The sequence below is a fragment of the Streptomyces sp. CNX435 genome (genome assembly GCF_059570575.1).
Genome location: NZ_JCANTA010000034.1, coordinates 1 through 20950, shown reverse-complemented (window position 1 = coordinate 20950; position 20950 = coordinate 1). Strand labels below are relative to the sequence as shown.

Below are 20950 nucleotides of genomic sequence, written 5' to 3'. Positions count from 1 at the left end.
GCGCGTGCGTACTGCCACGGATCTACGCGGTGGCGTCAGCCGCCGATGTTGACGTCGACGCAGGCGTAGAAGGCGTTCGCCGTGTCGGCGACGTTCCACACGGCGAGCACCTTCTGCTTGCCGGTGATGCCGCCGAAGTCGACGGTGTGGCTGAACTCGGCCGGCGGCTGGGCGCCGCCGTCGTCGAACTCCGCGACCTTCTGGCCGTCGACGAAGTACTGCCAGGTGCTGGTGCTGTGCCGGGCGGTGATCTTCCAGTTGAACGTCGTGGTGTTGCCGACGTTCGTGACGGCCCAGCCCTTGCCGTCGTCGTCGAGTTCGGCGAAGCCCTCGTTCCCGCCGCTGCAGCTGGTCAGGCCCTTCGGCCCCTCGACGCTCTGCGGCTCGTACTTGATGGCGCCGCACTCGACGACACCCGTCGCACACTGGTCCTGGCGGCTCGGCGGGTTGGTGATCCAGCCGTGCGCGCTGGCCTGCTGCGAGGGGATGGCGAGCAGGAGCAGCGGGGCGGCGCCCGCACCGACGACGGCCGCCTTGACGGCTTTACGGCTTTTGCCGGCACGCTTGGTGCTGCGGTGCATACAACTCTCCTTGCATGGGGGGTAATTGGTCTAGACTTTAGCTATTGGCCGTTCACCGTCAACCCCTGCAGCCCGCACGCATCTCTCCGTGCCCCTCCCCCCGCCTTCGGCGGAACGCACGGTTGATAACGGGGTGCTTCACTACCTACGGTGACCGTGTGACGACAAAGGCGCCCGGCTCCGGCGCCGGTCCGCCGGAGTACCTACCACCTTTCGACCCCACGGCGGCCCGTCGATTACGCCGCGCGTTAGGGCTCGGCCACGACCACGTCGCGTACGGCATGCGCGCCGCCTACGGTCTGGCCGTACCCGCCACCGCGGTCGCCGACTGGGAGAAGGGCCACGCCCGCCCCACCCGCCACGAACTCGACGCCCTCGCCGGCGCCCTGTGGTGCACCCCGGCCGACCTCATGGGTTCCCCCACCTCCCTCCACGCCCACCGCCAGGCCCACGGCCTCCCCCTCGACGACGTCGCCCGCCACATCGGCATGGACCCGGCGACGTACCTCAGCGCCGAACAGACCGGCCGCTGGCCCGGCACCGAGTCCCAGGCCACCCGCCTCGCCTACCTCCTGCACCTCCCCCTCCCGGACCTGATAGAGCTCACCGGCCGCAGCGAGCCCCTGGCCCGCCACCTCCGCGAAGCCGCCACCACCCGCTGGCAGCCCCAACTCCGCCCCATAGCCCGCCTCACCCGCCTCCACCGCCGCCCCCTGGAACGCGCCCTGAGCACCCTCCACGAGGAGTACCAGGCCCGCATCGCGGCAGCCCGCAACTGGGGCGAAGACCCGAGTCCGGAGACCACGGCGGCGGTCGCGACCTATCTGCAGCAGGTGCTCCCCCGCTTCTGGGAACTCCTCCGCAACTGAGGCCCGAGGGCGGCCTTCACCAACCGGTGCGATCGTCGCTACGGTGTACGAAACGGAAGCGACCGCGTGTACGCCTTAGGGGGCGGTACCGGTGGGCACCCGTCCGACGGACTGGCACGTACTCGACCTCGACGAGGACCCGGTACCGGGGGACCCGGAGCGGGTGAAGCAGCTGGCCCGGGAGTTACACGACTTCGCCGACGACGTGGCGGACGCGTTACGCCAGATCAAGGGCATGGCGGGCGAGGACGCGCTGCTGCGGTGGGCGGGGAAGACGGCGAAGGCGTTCCAGGACGAGTTCGAGGAAGTCCCCAAGAACCTGAAGAAGCTGCAGCGTTCGTACGACCTGGCGGGCGACGCGCTCGCCGCGTACTGGCCGAAGCTGGAGCGCGCCCAGTCGATGGCGGACAGGGCGTTGGCCCGGGGCCGTGAGGCCCGCAACGAGCTGACGTCCGCGACGGGCCGGCTGGAGTCGGCGAACTCCTGGGTCGACCGGGCGACGAAGAAGACCGAGGAGTACGACGAGAAGGAGGGCAAGGACAAGCCCGACGAGTCGGAGGTACGGGCCGCCGCCCGTAACGCGACCGACGCCAAGTCCGCCCAGTCCAGCGCCCAGACGGCCGTCGACAACGCCGAGTCCGGCCTCGAAGCGGCGAAGAAGCTGGCCGCCGACGCGAAGAAGATGCGCGAAGACGCCGCGTCCGACGCCAAGGACAAACTCGACGACGCCTCCGACGCCGGGATCCAGAACCGTAAGTGGTGGGAGAAGGCGGTCGACTGGGTCAAGGACAACTGGGACACCATCGTCAGTGTCTGCAAGGTCATCGTCGCCGTCCTCGGCATCGTCGTCCTGATCATCGGCGGCCCCCTGGCGTGGGTCGTTCTCGCCGCCGCCCTCGTCGTCCTCGCCGACACCCTCGTCAAGTACATGAACGGCGAAGCATCTCTTTGGGACGTCGCGTTCGCCGCCCTCGACTGCATCCCCGGCATGAAGGGCCTCACCACCCTCAAGGGCCTGGCCAAGGGCCTCAAGGGCGGGCTGAAGGCGATGAAGGGCCTGAAGGCTATGAAGGCCGGGGTGCTGGGCCTGGCCAAGCGCGGCGTGACGATGCTGGACGACGCCGCACAGGGCGCCAAGGGCGCGTTCAACCGGATGAAGAGCATCGTCTCGAAGTTCACCGACCCGGTCGACCTGGCCACCGGGGCGATGTACCTGCCGCAGACCGACATCGAGCTGCCCGGCATTCTGCCACTGACCTTCTCCCGCCGACTGGGCTCGACCTACCGCTGCGGCTGGTGGTTCGGCCCCACCTGGGCCTCCACCGTCGACCAGCACCTGGAGATAGCGACGGACCGGGTGGTGTTCGCCACCGAGGACGGCCGCCTGCTCGCCTACCCCACCGGACCCGGCACCGACACGCTGCCCGAGTCCGGGCCCCGCTGGCCGCTGGCGCGACTGGAGACCGGCGGCTACACGATCACCGATCCGATCACCGGCCACACCCGCCGCTTCACCCCACCCGACGACGACGGCCTGTGCCTGATCGAGCAGATAGCCGACCGCAACGGCCACACCCTCACCTTCACCTACGACGACGAGACCGGCGCCCCGACAGGCATCCGCCACTCCGCCGGTTACCACCTCACACTCACCACCGAAGACGACCGCATCACCAGACTCGCTCTCGCCGACGCGGCCGACGACGGCTCCGACGTGGTGATCAAGCGGTTCGGCTACGACGAAGCCGGCAACCTGAGTGAGGACATCAACTCCTCCGGCCTGCCGCTGCGCTTCACCTACGACGAGCGCCTACGCGCAACTTCGTGGACGGACCGCAACAACCGCCGCTACGACTACATCTACGACAAGCACGACCGTTGCGTCGCCGAAGGCGGCGAAGCCGGCCACCTCGCCGTCACCCTCGACTACGACGGCACCCACCCCGACTGGCCCGACGCCACCGTCACCACCCTCACCAACAGCGACGGCCACGCCACCCGCTTCGTCGTCAACGACAACTGCCAGATCATCGCCGAAATAAATCCCCTCGGCCACACCACCCGCACCGAATACGACGAAGACCACAACGTGATTGCCGAGACCGATCCCTTGGGCCGGAGTAGTACGTTCACCTACGATCCGGTGGGCCACGTCACAGCGATCACTCGGCCTGATGGTGAGACCGCCACCGCCACGCACAACCGCCTCGGCCTACCGGTAACAGTCGTCGAGATGGGCGGTGCGATATGGCAACAGGAATACGATGAGCGCGGAAATCGCACCAGCCTTACCGACCCTGCCGGCCATACCACCCGCTTCGCTTACGATCACGAAGGCCGTCTGGAAGCGGTAACAGACGCCTGCGGACAGACGACTCGCGTGCGCTGTGACGCCGCGGGTCTGCCCACGAAGTTCATCGATTCTCTCGGTGGCAGCATGAGCTACCGGCGGGACGCCTTCGGCCGCCCGGTCACGGTCACCGACGCGCTCGACTCAACAACCAGGTTGGTGTGGACCACCGAGGGAAGGCTCGCCAGCCGTATCGACGTGGGTGGGGATGTCGAATCGTGGGCATACGACGGTGAGGGAAACTGTGTCCAGCACACCGACGCAATCGGCCGGGAGACCCGCTACGAGTACAGCCACTTCGATCTTCTGGTGGCACGCGTCAACCCCGATGGTTCACGTCACGAGTTTACCTACGATGCGAATCTGCGGCTGGCCGAGGTCGCCAACTCCCTGGGTCACACTTGGAAATACACGTATAACCCCGCGGGCCGGTTGGTGGCCGAAGTCGACTTCGACGGTCGAACCACGGCCTACACTCTCGACGCCGCCGGACAGCTCACCGCACGGACCTCAGCTACCGGTGAGACGATCACGTACGAGCGCGACGCCCTCGGGCAGGTCGTAGGCAAGGATGCCGCCGGGTCGGTCACGACATACGCCTACGATCTGGCCGGACGACTGATGGGTGCCCGCGGCGCAGACGCCGAGTTGACCTACCAGCGTGACGAACTCGGCCGCATCGTCTCCGAGGCAATCGACGGACGGACCACCACCTACGCCTACGACGCTCAGGGGCGACGCATCCACCGCACCACCCCCACGGGGGCGCAGACGACCTACGGTTACGATGCGGCCGGGAGGCGCAGCACGGTGACCGCATCCGGTCACACGCTGGACTTCACATACGATGCCGCCGGTCGTGAAACCGCCCGCCACGTCGGTGCAGCCGTCGTGCTGGACTCGACCTGGGACCCGACGGGCAGGCTGGTCAAGCAGGCGCTCACCGCCACCGGTGCTTCGGGGCCGGTGCAGCAACGTTCCTACACCTACCGCGCCGACGGTCATCTCTCCGCCGTGGACGAGCAGGTGGGTGGACGGCGGACCTTTCATCTGGATGCCGCTGGCCGGGTCACCGAGGTGACCGCCCCAGGATGGTCAGAGTCGTACGCTTACGATCCGCTCGGCAATCAGACCCATGCGACCTTGCCAAGCAGGCACGCCCACGCGGAGAGCGCCGGCGCTCGCGCGTACTCCGGCACCTGTCTCACCCGCGCTGGACAGTACCGATACGAGCACGATCTTGCAGGACGGCTGACGCTGCGGCAGAAGATCCGGTTGTCGAAGAAGCCGGATACGTGGCACTTTTCCTATGACATCGAAGACCGTCTGACTCAAACCACCACCCCCGATGGAACCGTCTGGCGTTATCGCTATGACCCGCTCGGCAGGCGTACCAGCAAACAGCGGCTGGCCGCGGACGTCGAGACCGTGGTCGAGGAGACGGTCTTCACCTGGGACGGCCCCACCCTGATCGAGCAGACCACCCGCGCGCCCCAGTATCCCCATCCGGTCACCCTCACCTGGGACCATCAGGGCTTGGCGCCGATATCCCAGACCGAACGCATCACCGACGCCACCACTCAAGCCGAGATCGACTCCCGCTTCTTCGCCGTCGTCACCGACCTGATCGGCGCCCCCCGGGAACTGGTGGACGAGACGGGTGAACTGGCCTGGCACACCCGCACCACCCTGTGGGGCAACATGATGTGGGCCACCACATCGACCGCCTACACACCGCTCCGTTACCCAGGCCAATATCACGATCCGGAATCCGGGCTGCACTACAACGTCCACCGATACTACGATCCCGCCGTCGCCCGCTACACCACACCCGATCCACTCGGCCTCACGCCCGACCCGAACCCCGTCACCTACGTTCAGCACCCGCACACCGAATCCGATCCACTCGGCCTCTCGCCATATTCAGCCAGCTCTCCTCCGCGGACACTCTTCCACTACACCGACGAAGCCGGACAGCAAGGCATTGTGGCGAGTCGGGAGCTTCGCCCCTCGCTCTCCGCAGTGAACCCGAACGACGCCAGATACGGGGATGGGCAATATCTGTCTGACATAGCACCAGGTACCAGAACCAACGCTCAACTCTCACGAGCGTTCATCGGCCAACCGTTCCAGGGGTCACGCTTCTCGCATTACGTCGAGATCGACGTATCCGGCCTCAACGTGATACAAGGGCGGGATAATGTATTCGTGGTTCCTAACAGCGAACCCTTGGACTTGACCGACAGAATTGTGAGCTGGGGATCCAACTGATGCGGTACTTGAGAGTGACGTGGCACCATGAACTACCCGATGAGCCGGTGGAGCTGTACAGCGAGATCGACGAATCTGGCTGGGAGGTCCGTAAGGTGGAGGTTCACCGCAATGGCCGACGCGACTACGCCGGCCCCGAGCAGGCAACCGGAACCACCATGCTCAGCGAAACCAGATTTCCGAGCATCGAAGAAATCGCCGCACAGGAGGAATTCACTCCGCATGCCATCACGGGGGATGAATTCGAGCGGGTCTGGCAACAGGCTACCTCGCGCTGAGCCCGCGGGACGCGGTTGCGGGGTTCTGACGGACACCGAACCCGGCCGGAGTCCTACGGTGGTCCCGTGATCCTTCCGAAGGTCCGGGATCCCCGCTTCGTGACCATCCGCCGTGGCGGCTCCCTCACCGACGCGCACCACCACCTCCTCGCCCTTTGGGCCGCCACGTGCGCGGAGCACGTCCTCGGTCACTTCGAGGCCGCCCGGCCCGGGGATCCGCGTCCGCGACAGGCGATCGAGCACGCCCGGGCCTGGGTGCGTGGCGAGGTCAGGATGATGGATGCCCGGGCGGCCGGCGGGCATGCGATGGGGGCGGCCAGGGATCTGCGCGGGGCGGCGCGGCATGCGGCTTACGCCGCGGGGCAGGCCGCGGTCGTCGCGCACGTTGCCGCTCATGAACTCGGCGCCGCCGCCTACGCGATAAAGGCCGCCCGCGCCGCGGTGCCGGCGGACGAGAGCGAGGCCGCGGGGCGGCGCGAGTGCCGGTGGCAGCGTGACCGGCTTCCGGAGGAGATCCGCGCGCTCGTGCTCGACGACCAGCGGCTGCGCAACGACATCTGCTGGTCGGTGTTCGACTGCTGAACCGGGGACTGGCGGGATCTGAACGGGCCCGGCGGGGATTTGTGTGAAGATGTGCACAATCACGGGAGGTTCTGACGGACACCGAACTGGCCGACGCCGTCGGCGAGACCATACGGACCGCGCGGCTCGACCTGCTCCCGCTGCGCGTCGAGCACGCCGACGAGATGGCCGGCGTGCTCGGCGACCCCGCGCTCTACGAGTTCACCGGCGGCTCGCCGCCCTCGCTCGGCGAACTGCGGGCGCGTTACGCGCGGTTGGCCGCCGGGGCGCCCGGGGGCGGGACCGTGTGGGGCAACTGGGTGCTGCGCCTGCGGGCGGACGGCGTGCTGGGCGGATACGTGCAGGTGACGATCCGGGACGCGGTCGCCGAGGTCGCCTGGGTCGTGGGGACTCCGTGGCAGGGGCGGGGCATCGCCGGGGAGGCCGCGCGGGGGCTGGTCGCCAGGCTCGGGCGGCTGCCGCTGCGGGCCGTCGTCGCGCACGTCCATCCTGATCACCGCGCCTCCGCCGCCGTCGCGGCGTCCGCCGGGCTGGTGCGTACGGACCTCGTCCACGACGACGAGGCCGTCTGGCGACTCGATCTCACCCCGCCGGGGGCCCCCGGCCCTGGCCCCGGCCACCGGAGGAGCCCCCGCCCCCGGCCCGGTGAGCGCTAGCGGCCGATCTCGTCCAGCTCCGCGAATTCCTCGCCGGAGAGCCGGAGTCCCGCGCCGGCGACGTTCTCGCGCAGGTGCGCCACCGCCGACGTACCGGGGATGAGCAGGATGTTCGGCGACCGCCGCAGCAGCCAGGCCAGGGCGACCGACATCGGCGTCGCACCCAGCCGGGCCGCCACGGCGGACAGCGTCGCGGACTGCAGCGGGGTGAAGCCGCCGAGCGGGAAGAAGGGCACGTAGGCGATGCCCTTGCCGGCGAGGTCGTCGATCAGCTCGTCGTCCTGGCGGTGGGCGAGGTTGTACATGTTCTGTACGCACACGATCGGCGCGATCGCCTGTGCCTCGGCGACCTGTTCGGCCGTCGCGTTACTCACGCCGAGGTGCCGGATCAGCCCCTGCTCCTTCAGTACGGCGAGGGCCTCGAAGGGCTCGGCGAGCGAGCCGGGCCGGGGGCCCTGGGCGTCGCCGAGCCGGAGGTTGACCACGTCGAGCGCGTCGAGGCCGAGGTCGTCGAGGTTCTCGCGGACGGCGCGGCGCAGGTCCTCGGGGCGGCGGGCGGGGGGCCAGCCGCCCTGCGGGTCGCGGACCGCGCCGACCTTGGTGACGAGGTGCAGGGAGGTGGGGTAGGGGTGGAGCGCTTCGCGGATGAGCTGGTTGGTGACGCGGGGGCCGTACGCGCCGGAGGTGTCGATGTGCGTGATCCCGAGGGCGACGGCCTCGCGCAGGACGGCGAGCGCGCCGTCGCGGTCTGTGGGCGGGCCCATCACGCCGGGGCCGGCGAGCTGCATGGCGCCGTAGCCGACGCGGGTGACGGTCAGGTCGCCCAGCGGCCAGGTACCGCCGGGGAGTGGTGCGGAGGGGGTGTTCATGGTGACGCCTTTACGGTTGAACCGGTGCATACGGGGCTGCTGCCCGTGCCGTGATGGTCGCACCGATGAGAGCGGCGCATCCAATACCGACCCGGTGGCCTGTCATACCCGGCAGGTATCACCGACGTACGCTGTGGTCATGGACACCCTGGAGACCCGCGAGCTGCGGTACTTCGTCGCCGTCGCCGAGGAACTGCACTTCGGCCGCGCCGCCGCGCGCCTCGGCATGGCCCAGCCGCCGCTGTCCCGGGCGATTCAGCAGCTCGAACGGCGGCTCGGCGTCCGCCTGCTGGAGCGCGACCGCCGCGGAGTCGCACTGACGGGGGCCGGGGAGATGCTGCTGCACGAGGGCCGCGCGGCCCTCGACGCGACCACCGCCGCCGCCCGCCGCACCCGCCGCGCCGGCGGTGCGGACGGTCCGGGCGACGCAGACGGTCCGGGCGGTCCCCGTAACCGCCTGGTGCTGGCGGTGAAGGCCGCCGCGTCCCACGAGTTGCTGCACAAACTCCTCGACGCCTACGCGGCCGAGCCCGGCGCCGCCGAGGTCGAGGTGCTGCCCAGCGGCACGTGCGAACAGGGCGCGATGCTGCGCGACGGCCGCGCCGACGTGGCGCTCATGCACGCGCCGTTCAACTCCCTCACCGGATTCGACAGCGAGGAGTTGCTGACCGAGGGGCAGATCGCCATCCTGCCCACCGCGCACCCCCTGGCCGCGCGCACGACCCTGACCCTGGCCGAGGTCAGCGACATCCCCGGCCTGCCGCTCGCCCGCTGGTCCCGCGACGACACGCACCCGCCCGGCCCGGGCCCCGAGATCCAGGACCAGACGCAACTGGCGCAACTGATCGCCCTCGGCCGTACGGTGGCCGTCTTCCCCGACTCCGCCCGCGCCTGGCTGTGGGCCGAGCACACCGCCGTGCCCCTGACCGACGCGCCCCCGGTCGTCACCCACATCGCGTGGCCGGCGCACAGCCGCTCGCTCGCCCTCGCGCGGCTGGTCCGGACGGCAACGCGGTTGTGACGCCCCCGGGCGGGGCGCCCCGCTACTCCGCCGCCTGCGCCCGCTGCCACGCCAGGTAGTCCACCACCAGCTCCGGCGGGTTCGCCTCCGCCGTGAGCGGGATCTGCTCCTCCGGATCGTCCATGTCGAACAGCACCACCGGCACCGGCCGCCCCAGCACCTCCTCGACCCGGCCCGTCTCGTGCAGATGCCGGGCCACGTCCACGCAGTCCTCGGCGAGTCCGCGCACAGCACGTCGTACACCGTGGACCACCGGTCCGAGAACTGCTCCTCGTCCTCGAACCACAACCCCTTCGCCGTCGCCTCCGCCCGGTGCAGCGCGGTGCCCACCGGGTCCTCCGGCACATGGCCGACGCGCTCGAAGCCGTCCAGGATCCAGTACGCGTACGACCACCGCACCTCGCCGTCCGGATCCAGCTCGGCGCGCGCCGCCTCGCACTCGCGGCGGATCTGCGCCTCGGTGTTGTAGCCGACGGACACGTACGGATAGCGGGCGTCCTGGTCGACGCGGTAGAGCGACAGGGCGACGACGTAGATCTCGGGCCTCAGCTCCTCCGGGAACGTGTCCAGGATCCGGTACGCCTCCTGCTTCAAGTGCTGCCGGAACGTCACCTCCTGCCCACCCCTCCCAGGCGCCACGACCGCTGCGGGCCCACCATCATGCCCCCGCCGGCCCCACCCCGACAGCCCTCTCCAGGCCCCGGGAAGGCCCGGGGGCAGCAGCGCCCGCCAGGCGGCGCGGCAGTCGACCCCCTCAGGCGGCGCCCGTCAGAACACGACCTCCGCCTCGTCCATCCGGTGCGCCGGCACCCGCTTCAGCTCCCGCGTCGCCTCCGCCAGCGGCGCCATCACGATGTCCGTGCCGCGCAGCGCCGTCATCTGCCCGAAGTCGCCGCGGTGCACCGCCTCCACCGCGTGCCACCCGAAGCGGGTCGCCAGCACGCGGTCGTACGCCGTGGGCGTGCCGCCGCGCTGGACGTGGCCGAGGATGACCGGCTTGGCCTCCTTGCCCAGGCGGCGCTCCAGTTCGCCGGCCAGGCGGTTGCCGATGCCGGTGAAGCGCTCGTGGCCGTACTGGTCGATCTCGCCCTTCTGGTACTCCATCGTGCCCTCCGCCGGGTGCGCGCCCTCGGCGACGCAGATGACGGCGAACTTCTTCTGCCGGTCGAAGCGCTCCTCGACCATCTTGCACAGGTTGCCGATGTCGAACGGCCGCTCCGGCAGGCAGATGCCGTGCGCCCCGCCGGCCATGCCGGACTCCAGCGCGATCCAGCCCGCGTGCCGGCCCATGACCTCGACGACCATGACGCGCTGGTGGGACTCGGCGGTGGTCTTCAGCCGGTCCATCGCCTCGGTGGCCACGCCGACGGCGGTGTCGAAGCCGAAGGTGCGGTCGGTGGCGGAGATGTCGTTGTCGATGGTCTTGGGTACGCCGACGACCGGCATGCCCGCGTCGGCGAGCATCGCCGACGCGGTGAGGGTGCCCTCGCCGCCGATCGGGATGAGCGCGTCCAGGGCCAGCTCGCGGCTCAGCTCCTCGGTGTTCTCGCAGGCTTCGCGGAGCCGGTCGCGTTCCAGCCGGGAGGAGCCGAGGACGGTCCCGCCGCGGGCGAGGATGCCGCCGACGGCGTTGAGGTCCAGCTTGAGGTAGCGGCCTTCGAGCAGGCCCTTGAAGCCGTCCTCGAACCCGATCACCTCGTCGCCGTGACCGGCCACGGCCCGGTGGACCACCGACCTGATCACCGCGTTCAGACCGGGGCAGTCTCCACCCGCCGTGAGTACTCCGATGCGCATGTCTCTCCCGCTCGGTCCAGTCGCATGCCTGATCGAAGCGATTCTCCCATGCTCCGAGAGTCACCCGCCCGAACAGCCGGTTAACCCTGAGTCACACCCGGCGGTCACCTCGCCGTCACACCGGTCGTCACACCGGGCCGTCACCCCGCCGTCACACCGGTCGTCACGGGAACGGCCGCCGCGCGTCCGCCCCCGGCCCGACGGTATGGTCGGACGGGACCGCGACGGATGGAGTGCAGGAGTGGCCCGCAGCGTCTACGTCGCCGGCATCGGCCGCGGGGACGGCCGCCAGGTCGTCGAGCTGGGCATGATGGAGCTGCTCTCCCGCCAGGTCGACCGGGTCGGGATCTTCCGTCCGCTGGCCCATGCCGGCGCCGACGCCCGCGACCCGGTCTTCGACCTGCTCCGCGCCCGCTACCGGCTGAGCCAGCCGCGCGCCGGCGTGCTCGGCATGACGTACGAGAACGCCTCCGCGCTGCAGGCCGAGGAGGGTACGGACGCGCTGGTGGCCCGGCTGGTCGGGCGGTTCCACGAGGTCGCCGCGGACTACGAGGCGGTGCTGATCCTGGGCACCGACTTCGCCGACACCAACATCCCGGCCGAGCTGGCCCTCAACGCCCGCCTCGCCAACGAGTGCGGCGCCGCCGTGCTCCCCGTCGTCGGCGGCGCGGAGCAGTCCGCGGACTCGGTGGTCGCCGAGGTCCGCAACGCCCACGACGCCTACGCCTTCCTCGGCTGCGACGTCCTGGCGATGATCGCCAACCGCGTCGCCCCGGCCGCCGCCGCACCGGCCCGGCAGGCCGCCGGTGAGGTCGGCCTGCCCGTCCCGGTGTACGTCGTCCCCGAGGACGCCGGCCTCGCCGCGCCCACCGTCGCGCAGATACGGGACGCGCTCGGCGCCGGGCTGCTGGCCGGCGACGCCGGCGGGCTGGCCCGTGACGTACGCGACTTCGTCTTCGGCGGCGCGATGCTGCCCGCCTTCCTGCCGGCCCTGAGCGAGGGCTGCATGGTCATCACGCCCGGCGACCGGGCGGACCTCGTCGTCGGCGCGCTGGCCGCGCACTCCGCGGGCTCCCCCGCCATCGCCGGGGTGCTGCTGACGCTGGACGAGCGGCCCGGCCCGGACATCATGGCGCTGGCCGAGCGGCTGGCGCCGGGGACGCCGCTGCTCACGGTGGCCGAGGGCTCGTTCCCCACCGCCGCCGCGCTGGTCGGGCTGCGCGGCGAGCTGAACGCCGCGACGCCGCGCAAGGCGGACATCGCCCTCGGCCTCTTCGAGTCGCACGTGGACTCCGCGCAGCTCACCGGGCGGTTGACGGTGGCGGCGAGCGGGCGCGTGACGCCGATGATGTTCGAGCACATGCTGATCGAGCGGGCGCAGGGCGACCGACGGCACGTGGTGCTGCCGGAGGGCACGGAGGAGCGGGTGCTGCTGGCGGCGGAGGTGCTGGTACGGCGCGGGGTGTGCGATCTCACGCTCCTCGGCGAGGAGCAGACGATCCGCAGGCGCGCGGCGGAGCTGGGGCTGAGCCTGCCGCTGCTGGGCGCGGACGAGCCGGCGGCGGAGCCCGGCGGCGCGGCCTCGGCCCGGATCACCGACCCGCGTGTCTCGCCGCTGCGCGAGAGCTTCGCCGAGCTGTACGCGCAGTACCGCGCGCACCGCGGCGTCAGCGTGGAGTTGGCGTACGATGTCGTCGGCGACGTCAACTACTTCGGCACCCTGATGGTGCAGCAGGGCCTGGCCGACGCGATGGTCTCCGGCGCCGCGCACTCCACGGCGGCCACCATCCGCCCGGCGTTCGAGGTCATCAAGACCGCACCGGGCGCCGCGATCGTCTCGTCCGTCTTCTTCATGTGCCTGGCGGACCGGGTGCTGGTGTACGGCGACTGCGCGGTCAACCCCGATCCGGACGCCGAGCAGCTCGCGGACATCGCCATCCAGTCGGCGGCGACGGCCGCGCAGTTCGGCGTCGAGCCGCGGGTGGCGATGCTGTCGTACTCCACCGGCACCTCCGGTTCCGGCTCAGGCGTCGACAAGGTGCGGCGGGCGACCGAGCTGGTCCGGGCGCGCCGGCCGGACCTTCAGGTGGAGGGCCCGATCCAGTACGACGCGGCGGTGGACGCGACCGTCGCCGCCGCCAAGATGCCCCACTCGCGGGTCGCCGGGCAGGCCACGGTGCTGGTCTTCCCCGACCTCAACACCGGCAACAACACGTACAAGGCGGTGCAGCGCACGGCCGGCGCGATCGCCGTGGGGCCGGTGCTGCAGGGGCTGAACAAGCCGGTGAACGACCTGTCCCGGGGAGCGCTGGTCCAGGACATCATCAACACGGTCGCGATCACCGCCGTCCAGGCGCAGGGCACCGCCGCTCAGGCGCAGGGCACCGCCGCACCGGCGCAGGGCGGTGCGCGGTGACCGCCGCGGCCCCGACCCGGGTGCTGGTGCTCAACTCCGGCTCCTCCTCGCTGAAGTACCAGCTCATCGACATGGCCGGCCCGACCCCCGGCGCCGACCGCCCCGCCCGCGGCGTCGTCGAGCGGATCGGCGAGCCGCAGACCCGGGGCGGGGTGGCGGACCACGCGGCGGCGCTGCGCGCCGTGGGCGAGGAGCTGGCCGCCGCCGGGCACGGGCTGGACTCGCCCGACCTGCTGGCCATCGGCCACCGCGCCGTCCACGGCGGCACCCGCTTCACCGCGCCGGCCCTCGTCGACGACGGCGTGCTGGCGGAGATGGAGAAGCTCGTCCCGCTCGCGCCGCTGCACAACCCGGCGAACATCGCCGGCATCCGCGTCGCCCGGGAGCTGCGCCCCGACCTGCCGCAGGTCGCCGTCTTCGACACCGCCTTCCACGCCACCCTCCCCGAGCACGCCTGGCGCTACGCCCTGGACACGGCCACCGCCGACGCCCACGCCATCCGCCGCTACGGCTTCCACGGCACCTCCCACGCCTACGTCTCCCGGACCGCCGCGGAGCTGCTCGGCCGCGATCCGGCGGGCCCGGAGGGGTTCAACGTCATCGTGCTGCACCTCGGCAACGGCGCCAGCGTCTCCGCCGTCGCCGGCGGCCGGTGCGTGGAGACGTCGATGGGGATGACCCCGCTGGAGGGCCTGGTGATGGGTACCCGCAGCGGGGACCTCGACCCGGCGGTGATCTTCCACCTCGCCCGCGAGGCGGGCATGGACACCGACGCGATCGACACGCTGCTCAACAAGCAGAGCGGGCTGGCCGGCCTCTGCGGCGACAACGACATGCGGGAGATCGGCCGCCGGATCGCCGAGGGCGACGAGCGCGCGCGGCTGGCCTTCGACGTGTACGTCCACCGCATCCGCAAGTACGTCGGCGCGTACACCGCCGTGCTGGGCCGGGTGGACGCGATCGCGTTCACCGCCGGCGTCGGGGAGAACTCAGCCGCCGTACGGGAGGCGTCACTGCGCGGCCTGGAGGTACTCGGCATCCAGCTGGACTCCGTACGCAACGCGGTGCGCGGCTCGGCGCCCCGGGTGGTCTCCGCGCCCGGCTCGAAGGTGGCGGTGGCCGTGGTGCCCACCGACGAGGAGCTGGAGATCGCCACGCAGACCCGCGACCTGGTCGGCGAGCGCGGGTTGTCGCTTCCTCCACCGCAATAATTCCGGTTGAGAAGCTGTTGTCTTTCCGTACTTGATCACCGTGTTGTCGCTGTTCAGGCATAGTGCCGGGGTTTCCGTGGCAGGCAGAGCACGTCGTGTCGGCGTGGCTGTGGAGGTGCGGAATGCCGTCGGTGATTGGGCTGCTGGAGGAGCGGGAACGAGTTGCCGCTCAGCGGGTGGAAGCGCTGCGGGCTGAGGCGGACCGGGTGCTGGCCGCGTTGCGGGAAGCGGAACTCGACTGGGAGCGGTTCGTCGTCTCCCGGGAGACCGTGGTGGAGGTTCTGGCTGGCCCGGATAGCGTGGAGGAGGCTGACTCAGAGTCCCAAATACGGTGCGAGGGTTGCGGCGGTAGCAGCGCAAGCGAGGTAGTTGCGCGCATGGTGGAAGCCATATGTGGCGTGCACGGTGTCGGGCAGGTCGAGGGTCACGCCATGGAATGCCTTGGCCAGCCGGGGTGGGATGGCCACCGGGTCTCCGGGGTCGGCTATGTTCACCCAGCGCTCGACACCTGGCGGCCGGAAGCCCATTTCACGGCCCGCGGCGCCGTCCTGTGTGGGCGACGGCTGCAGACGCGGGAATACGGCTTTGGGCAGCGCGAGAGGGGAGCCGAGAGTGAGTAGAAGGGGTACTCGCTGTTTGGATTTCGTGTGGAGAGCCTCGTAGCTGACCACCGTGCCTAGCGAGTGCGCGATGACGACGTCGGGCTGGTGCTCCGCGATGAGGTCTTCGACAGTTCGGCGGGCTCGACCTCGGGCTTCAGAGTCGGGAGTGCGTAGATACGTGGCGACTTCTCGGAAGAAGACCCGGATGAACAGGTGCGTGAGGCGACCGTCCAGGCCGAAGTGTTCGGCGATCCAGGAGGCGGCCTGACGGAGCGGCAGGGTGAGTGCGCCCTGGGCGACCGGGGTTGGTGCACCGAGCTCGGCCAGCCAGTCGGCAAGCATTCCGGCGGCTAATTCGTCGGCGAGTTCGTCGTCCGAGCCCTGTCGCCGTGCCGTGGCGTTCAGGGCGGGAGCGTAGTAGGCGAAGGCAACGTTCAGGCGTTCTGGCTCGATGCCCAAGCCACGGGCCAGATGGCCCGTCCAGTCGGCCGCGTTGGCGTGACGGACTGCGTCGGCAGCTCGGCGCGGATCGTGGTAGCCGACCCCGTGGACCGCGACGACTCGCAACCGGGCATTGGTGTCAACCACGAGCGCCTCCAGGCGGGTTCGGTTCCATGATTACGATGTCCGGACCCACCACCAGGGTGAGGAGACCCGTCGGGGCCAGGCCCAGGTCCTGACATGCGTCGGGAAGCGGCAGAACATAGATTTCCGAGCCGGTGCGCAGATCCCACATTCGCGCAGTGCTGTTGGTGCCTCCGGCGACGGCGATCGGCGTGCCGTTCAGCTCACCGAGGGCGACTGCGGTCACCCTGCCGGTATGACCTTTCAAGGTACGGAGTCGTCGCTGGCTGTGCAGGTCCCACACCTGCAGGACTCCCCTGGTGGTGCCGGTGACGGCTATCAGTGTGCTGTCCAGCTCGCCGAGGGCGACCGCCGTGATGCACTCGCCATTGCCGCGTAGCACGCACATCCTCGATCCGGTGCGCAGATCCGAAATCGAGAGGTCACCGCTTCCATCAGCGGTGACAGTTATCGGCGTGCTGTCCAGCTCGCCGAGGGCGACTGCGAACACTCCGTCTGTGCCGCGGGTGAGTTCGCAGAGCTGTTGTGCAGTACGCAGGTCCCACACCACTGCGTGTCCGCCGACGCTGCCGGTGACGGCGATCGGTGTGCCGTGCCACTGGGCCAGGGCCACTGCAGTGACGCACTCGTCGTGACCTCGCAGCGCGTGCAACTGCTGCCCGATGCCCACATCCCACACGCCTAGGCCACCAGCCGTATCACCGGTGACGGCGAGTGTCGCCCTGTTCGCCCCGTCCGCGGTATTCACCGTGCCCACTGTGATCGCCGAGATGAGACGGCTACCGCGCTCGGTTATGGTTTGGAGCAGAGCCCCGTCGTGCAGATCCCATACGTTCAGGAAGCCGCCATCGCCATCGTCACCAGTGCCGTTGCTGGTGACGGCGATCGGTCTGCCCTCAAGTTCGCCGAGCGCGACGCGGAAGGCGCGTTCGGCGCCGACCGTGCTCCGCTTTTCGGCGCACGGGTCCCACACGTGGGCAGTGCCGTCGGAATTGCCACTGACCGCGATCAGCTTCCCGTCCAGCTCGCCGACAGCGATTGCGCAAACCTTCGCACCGTGCCCGCGTACGCTGTGCAGCCGCTCGCCGGTGCCCGAATCCCGGACCAGTACCGTGCCGTCTGCATCGCCGGTGATGACGAGCGGGGTGTCCGCTGGCCCACTGAGGGCGATGGCAGCGACTGGTCTTTCATGTCCGGTCAGGGTACGAAGTTCCTGGCCGGTGCGCAGGTCCCAGCTATGGACGGCACCGTGTTGATCGCCGATGAAGGCGACCGTCCGGCCGGCGAGGTCGCCGATGACGATGGGCCGTTTCGGTGGTGGTGGGTAGCCGATCATGGGTGGCATTGTCATCGAGCGCAGCTTGCGCCCGTCGCGCAGACTCCACAGTTGCGCAGAGTTTTCAGTGTCGGTGACGGCGATCGGCTCGCCGTCCAACTCGCCGAGGGCAATGCTGCTGTTCTGCCGGTTGCCGATTTTCTGCCTGAGTGTGTATCCGGTGCGCAGATCCCAGCCGCGGATCTCCGGATGATGCTCGTCAGGAAAGATGCCGTCTGGAGCGTAGCTGTTGGTAAACGCGGTTGGCGTCCCGTCGACGACGCCGACCGCGAGGTCGATGAGTCTGCCGATTCCGGAGCCGTGGGACAGTATGTGTAGGAGCTGCATGCTGTGCAGATCCCAGATCCGCGTGCTGCCGTCATTGCTGCCGGTGATGGCGATCGGGACGCCGTCCACCGCGCTGATCGCGATTGAGGCGATGGCGCCGCGGTGTCCGGTGAGGCTGTGGAGACGCTGGCCGGAGCGTAAGTCCCAGATGTGCACCGCTCCGCCGTCCGTGCCGGTGGCGGTGATCGCGGCATTTTCCAAATGGCCGATCGCGACGGCGGTGACCCTGCTGTCACCGGTGAACAGGGTGTGGATGTGGGTTGGGGTGACCCCGCTGCCGGTCGCCCATCGCGGCGTCCAGGTGAGGGGGCGACCGAACTGGTTGGCGAGATCTGCCCGACCGTAGCGGGCCGCTTCGATCGCGAGAAGCAGTCGCCGGTCCTGGAATGTCGTGCCGGGAGCGCTGTGTCGTGGGTATCCCGCGCGGTAGATCGATGCGATCGCTCTGGCTTCTGCGGAATCGACGTCTGGGAGCTCGCGGACCAGCGCCTGGGGGACGCAGTGCACCAGGAACTCCGGATCCTGCACGAGTTCATCGAGCCTGCCGGCCATAACGGCATGGCGCGCCAAGTTCTCGAGCAGGTATGGCTCGGCGTCGACCCACCTTCGTCGGCCGTCGAGGTCTGTCGGCACGGTCTCGAGCAGTCGCGCCAGCACCTGGCCGCTGAATAGCGCGCTGGTCTCGGTCCCTCCCCGGTCGTGTTCCGATTCCGGCTCGACCCGGGAACCGTCCGGCCGGTACGGGCGCCAGCGGAGCGCTTCGGCGAGGCTCTCGTGGAACAGCCGGTACAGAGTGCTGCCGTCGACGTCGATGTCCCGACGCAGGTAGAACCGGCTCTTCTCCAAGCAGGTCCGGATCTGTTCGATCGGCAGCGGTGTGGAGGCGTCGGCCAGGTCGAAGGCGGAACTCACCCGGGCGATAACGCGCTCCGGTATGCCGCGTCCTTCGGCGAAGGCGACAGCGGTCAGGACGGCGCCGGTCGACCACGACGTCATGTGTTCGAGATCGTGGGCTAAGAGCTGGTCCAGATCCCCCGGGACGGCCCGGCCGACCGCCGCCGCCTCCTCGGCGTCCCGCAACGGGGGCCTGCCGATGAGGGTTTGGGTGTAGAGGCCGACCACCAGGAACTCGCCCCACTCCAATGGGCGGGCGGCCAGGGCTTTGGCTGCGGCGCGGGCAAACGCGCGGGCCGCCGGTCGGCCGTCCACCGTGCGGTACCAGGCGGCGTCGGCCAGCAGCTCTTCGACGTATGCCTCCAGGACCTCGGTGCGCCGGTCGGCGTCGGCCGTGTCGAGATCGAGCAGGCCGTGGTTTTCGGCCGCACGGTTCAACAGCGCCGTGAACCGCTGCTCGTGCCGAGCACCGATCAGCAGGCGCACGGCCGGGCCGCCGTCCGGACGGCGGGCGTCGGCTAGTGGCAGGAGCAGGCCGGTCACCACATCGATAGGGCGCTGCGCCTCGTCCAAGGCATCGATGATGATTGAGCACGGTCGGGGGTCCTGGCCTGCTGTTGCGAGTGCGACGAGGTCCCGAGCCGTCCAGCCCTCGCTTGGCCGCTCGGCCACGGCCGAGCCCAGCTGTCGGGCGATGGAATCAGCGATCTGATCCCGACCGAGCTTGCGGGCGTGCACCGCGATCAGGCGCGGATTCTCGGCGGGCTTGGCCGGCAAGTGGCCCCACACGTGCCGGTAGCGGGAACGGAGCTCGGGATGCGCGGCGCACACCAGCGCCCCGATCAGTGCGGACTTGCCGACCCCGGGTTTCCCCGTCACCACCCGCAGATCGGCGTCGTCGTCGCCTTCGAGCCAAGCGGCACAGGCGCGCAACTCGGCTGCGCGCCCCTGGAAGTACCCGCGAGGTGCCAGCCCTGCGCCCGGTGCGGTGCCAGCGGCGCGAGTGGCGAAGTGCTGCTCGTCCAGTGCTTCATCGATGAACGGCCGCAGCGCCTCGTCCACGCCAGCCACGCGGACCGCCGTCGTGTCGAACGCGGGGTTCGGAAAAAACGGCAACTCCTCGATGCGATCCGTCCACGGAGCCCGGTTAACCTCGATGTGCTGTATGCCGCCCTCGGCATGGTTAAACCGTGCGATGTGCAGATCGACTTCACGGGCGATGACCCTCGGGTCAATGAACTCCACCGAGGGGTCCACGCGCAGAACCCCTGTGGTGTACTGGTCCATGACCTCGGCCAGAGCCCGGCTCAGGCGAAAATCGTACGCGCTGCTGCGGGAGTCGGTCGCGGCCAAGACCCAGGCCCGCCGCTGACCGGGGCCGAGGTTCTGGTGCCACGGCAGGGTCGCCGCCAAGCCCGACACGCACATGTCGAGGATGAACAGCACGACTGGCCGCGGCTCATCGCGACCATCCTCGACATACTCGAGCCAACGCTCAACCGGCTCGGCGAGGTCTCGGCCGTCCGGCCCCACCACGACGAGCTTGCCGCTGCTGCGCGTCGGGCGTCCGTGCGCGACCACGTGGACGACGACGACGTCGGCCCCGCAGGATACCGCTGCTTTGACGCCGGTGACGAGTCGTGCCGGATCAGTGGTCCGGCCAGCAAACTGTGCCACGTAGCCCAACCTTGTGAAGGCCCGTTCGACCACCTTGGCGTGCCGGGGTGCGTCGGTCAACGGGTCCAGGGCATCAAGAGGCGGCGGGCCAGTGTCTTCACTCCCTTCTGCATAAGTCAACGACACACCGGCGGCAAAGACGACTCTTCGGTGCTCGGCCACGCGTACCCCCTCATCGGCCAACACCACCTCGCGGGCTCGCTACGCGATCCCAACGTTAGCCTGAAGGTGAGCCGCCTATCCCGCAGCGGCGGGCCTTCCAGATACACCAGCGCGCCTCCGATCCTCGGATGCGCCTGCAGCAGGGTGTGTACAACAGACGGTGGAACTGGATCATGGAGTGACACCGAATGACTGATGTTGTGCCCGAGGCTGAGAACGAGACGTCGCCGGTGCCGGAGGCTGCCGCAGTGCCGGTCGTGGATGACCAGCTGGTCGGGATGCTGGTCGACCGGGCCCGTGCGGAGGGTCTGCAGCTGACCGGCGAGGGCGGTCTGCTGCAGCAGTTGACGAAGCGGGTCATCGAGTCCGCTCTCGACGGCGAGATGACCGAGCATCTCGGCTATGAGAAGCATGATGCGGCCGGCCGGGACGGCGGCAACTCCCGTAACGGGCGGCGGGCCAAGACGGT

15 protein-coding genes are annotated in these 20950 nt (G+C 69.8%); 9 read left to right on the top strand and 6 right to left on the bottom strand.

What is annotated here, in order from left to right; genetic code table 11:
* Positions 1-35: 35 nt before the first annotated feature.
* Positions 36-581 (bottom strand): lytic polysaccharide monooxygenase auxiliary activity family 9 protein, encoded by a 546-nt coding sequence (locus T328_RS33560; RefSeq protein ID WP_496500031.1) that lies wholly within the window; start codon positions 579-581, stop codon positions 36-38.
* 158 nt (positions 582-739) lie between these two features.
* On the opposite strand from T328_RS33560, the gene T328_RS33555 reads away from it, so the two are divergent.
* The 5 genes from T328_RS33555 to T328_RS33535 all read left to right on the top strand — a co-directional run bounded on the left by T328_RS33555 (position 740) and on the right by T328_RS33535 (position 7587).
* A complete protein-coding gene (locus tag T328_RS33555) occupies positions 740-1450 on the top strand; it encodes a helix-turn-helix domain-containing protein (protein WP_496500030.1) in 711 nt (236 codons plus the stop codon).
* A gap of 91 nt (positions 1451-1541) precedes the next feature.
* Positions 1542-6071: an HYD1 signature containing ADP-ribosyltransferase family protein gene (locus T328_RS33550; RefSeq protein ID WP_496500029.1), complete on the top strand. Its 4530-nt coding sequence runs from the start codon at positions 1542-1544 to the stop codon at positions 6069-6071.
* On the top strand, positions 6071-6349 hold the full coding sequence (locus tag T328_RS33545; RefSeq protein WP_496500028.1) for a DUF6881 domain-containing protein: 279 nt from the start codon (positions 6071-6073) through the stop codon (positions 6347-6349). Before T328_RS33550 ends, T328_RS33545 begins: the two co-directional genes overlap by 1 nt.
* A gap of 66 nt (positions 6350-6415) precedes the next feature.
* Positions 6416-6931: a putative immunity protein gene (locus T328_RS33540; protein WP_496500027.1), complete on the top strand. Its 516-nt coding sequence runs from the start codon at positions 6416-6418 to the stop codon at positions 6929-6931.
* Positions 6932-7002: 71 nt separating this feature from the next.
* A complete protein-coding gene (locus T328_RS33535; RefSeq protein ID WP_496500057.1) occupies positions 7003-7587 on the top strand; it encodes a GNAT family N-acetyltransferase in 585 nt (194 codons plus the stop codon).
* On the opposite strand, the gene T328_RS33530 is transcribed toward T328_RS33535, so the two are convergent.
* A complete protein-coding gene (locus T328_RS33530) occupies positions 7584-8456 on the bottom strand; it encodes an aldo/keto reductase family oxidoreductase (protein ID WP_496500026.1) in 873 nt (290 codons plus the stop codon). The two genes, T328_RS33535 and T328_RS33530, sit on opposite strands and share 4 nt — an antisense overlap.
* Positions 8457-8595: 139 nt before the next feature.
* Between T328_RS33530 and T328_RS33525 the strand changes: the two genes are divergently transcribed.
* On the top strand, positions 8596-9477 hold the full coding sequence (locus T328_RS33525) for a LysR family transcriptional regulator (protein WP_496500025.1): 882 nt from the start codon (positions 8596-8598) through the stop codon (positions 9475-9477).
* A 22-nt stretch (positions 9478-9499) separates the two neighbouring features.
* Here T328_RS33525 and T328_RS33520 read toward each other — a convergent pair whose 3' ends face one another.
* Both T328_RS33520 and T328_RS33515 read right to left on the bottom strand, forming a co-directional pair.
* Positions 9500-9706 carry a hypothetical protein gene (locus T328_RS33520; protein WP_496500024.1) on the bottom strand — a complete coding sequence of 69 codons (207 nt, stop codon included), beginning with the start codon at positions 9704-9706 and terminating at the stop codon, positions 9500-9502.
* 539 nt (positions 9707-10245) lie between these two features.
* Complete coding sequence (locus T328_RS33515) at positions 10246-11271, bottom strand: 6-phosphofructokinase (protein WP_496500023.1); 1026 nt, start codon at positions 11269-11271, stop codon at positions 10246-10248.
* A 241-nt stretch (positions 11272-11512) separates the two neighbouring features.
* Here T328_RS33515 and pta point away from each other — a divergent pair, with 241 nt between their 5' ends.
* Positions 11513-13687: a phosphate acetyltransferase gene (pta, locus tag T328_RS33510; protein ID WP_496500022.1), complete on the top strand. Its 2175-nt coding sequence runs from the start codon at positions 11513-11515 to the stop codon at positions 13685-13687.
* Entirely contained in the window at positions 13684-14898 is a 1215-nt protein-coding gene (locus T328_RS33505) for an acetate kinase (RefSeq protein WP_496500021.1), read from the top strand. The genes pta and T328_RS33505 overlap by 4 nt, the downstream gene beginning before the upstream one ends.
* Before the next feature lie 314 nt (positions 14899-15212).
* On the opposite strand, the gene T328_RS33500 is transcribed toward T328_RS33505, so the two are convergent.
* Together T328_RS33500 and T328_RS33495 are read right to left on the bottom strand one after the other, a co-directional pair.
* Complete coding sequence (locus T328_RS33500; protein ID WP_496500020.1) at positions 15213-16088, bottom strand: hypothetical protein; 876 nt, start codon at positions 16086-16088, stop codon at positions 15213-15215.
* Positions 16081-20481, bottom strand: a complete 4401-nt coding sequence (locus T328_RS33495) for an NACHT and WD repeat domain-containing protein (RefSeq protein ID WP_496500019.1) — start codon at positions 20479-20481, stop codon at positions 16081-16083. The genes T328_RS33500 and T328_RS33495 overlap by 8 nt, the downstream gene beginning before the upstream one ends.
* Before the next feature lie 188 nt (positions 20482-20669).
* On the opposite strand from T328_RS33495, the gene T328_RS33490 reads away from it, so the two are divergent.
* Positions 20670-20950, top strand: a 281-nt coding sequence (locus T328_RS33490) for a transposase (protein ID WP_496500018.1), incomplete at its 3' end; no start/stop codon positions are given.

What these genes read in the sequence shown, in the direction of transcription:
- T328_RS33560 (WP_496500031.1), bottom strand. Translation starts at nt 581, where the DNA reads ATGCACCGCAGCACCAAGCGTGCCGGCAAAAGCCGTAAAGCCGTCAAG.
- T328_RS33515 (WP_496500023.1), bottom strand. Translation starts at nt 11,271, where the DNA reads ATGCGCATCGGAGTACTCACGGCGGGTGGAGACTGCCCCGGTCTGAAC.
- T328_RS33545 (WP_496500028.1), top strand. Translation starts at nt 6,071, where the DNA reads ATGCGGTACTTGAGAGTGACGTGGCACCATGAACTACCCGATGAGCCG.
- T328_RS33530 (WP_496500026.1), bottom strand. Translation starts at nt 8,456, where the DNA reads ATGAACACCCCCTCCGCACCACTCCCCGGCGGTACCTGGCCGCTGGGC.
- T328_RS33525 (WP_496500025.1), top strand. Translation starts at nt 8,596, where the DNA reads ATGGACACCCTGGAGACCCGCGAGCTGCGGTACTTCGTCGCCGTCGCC.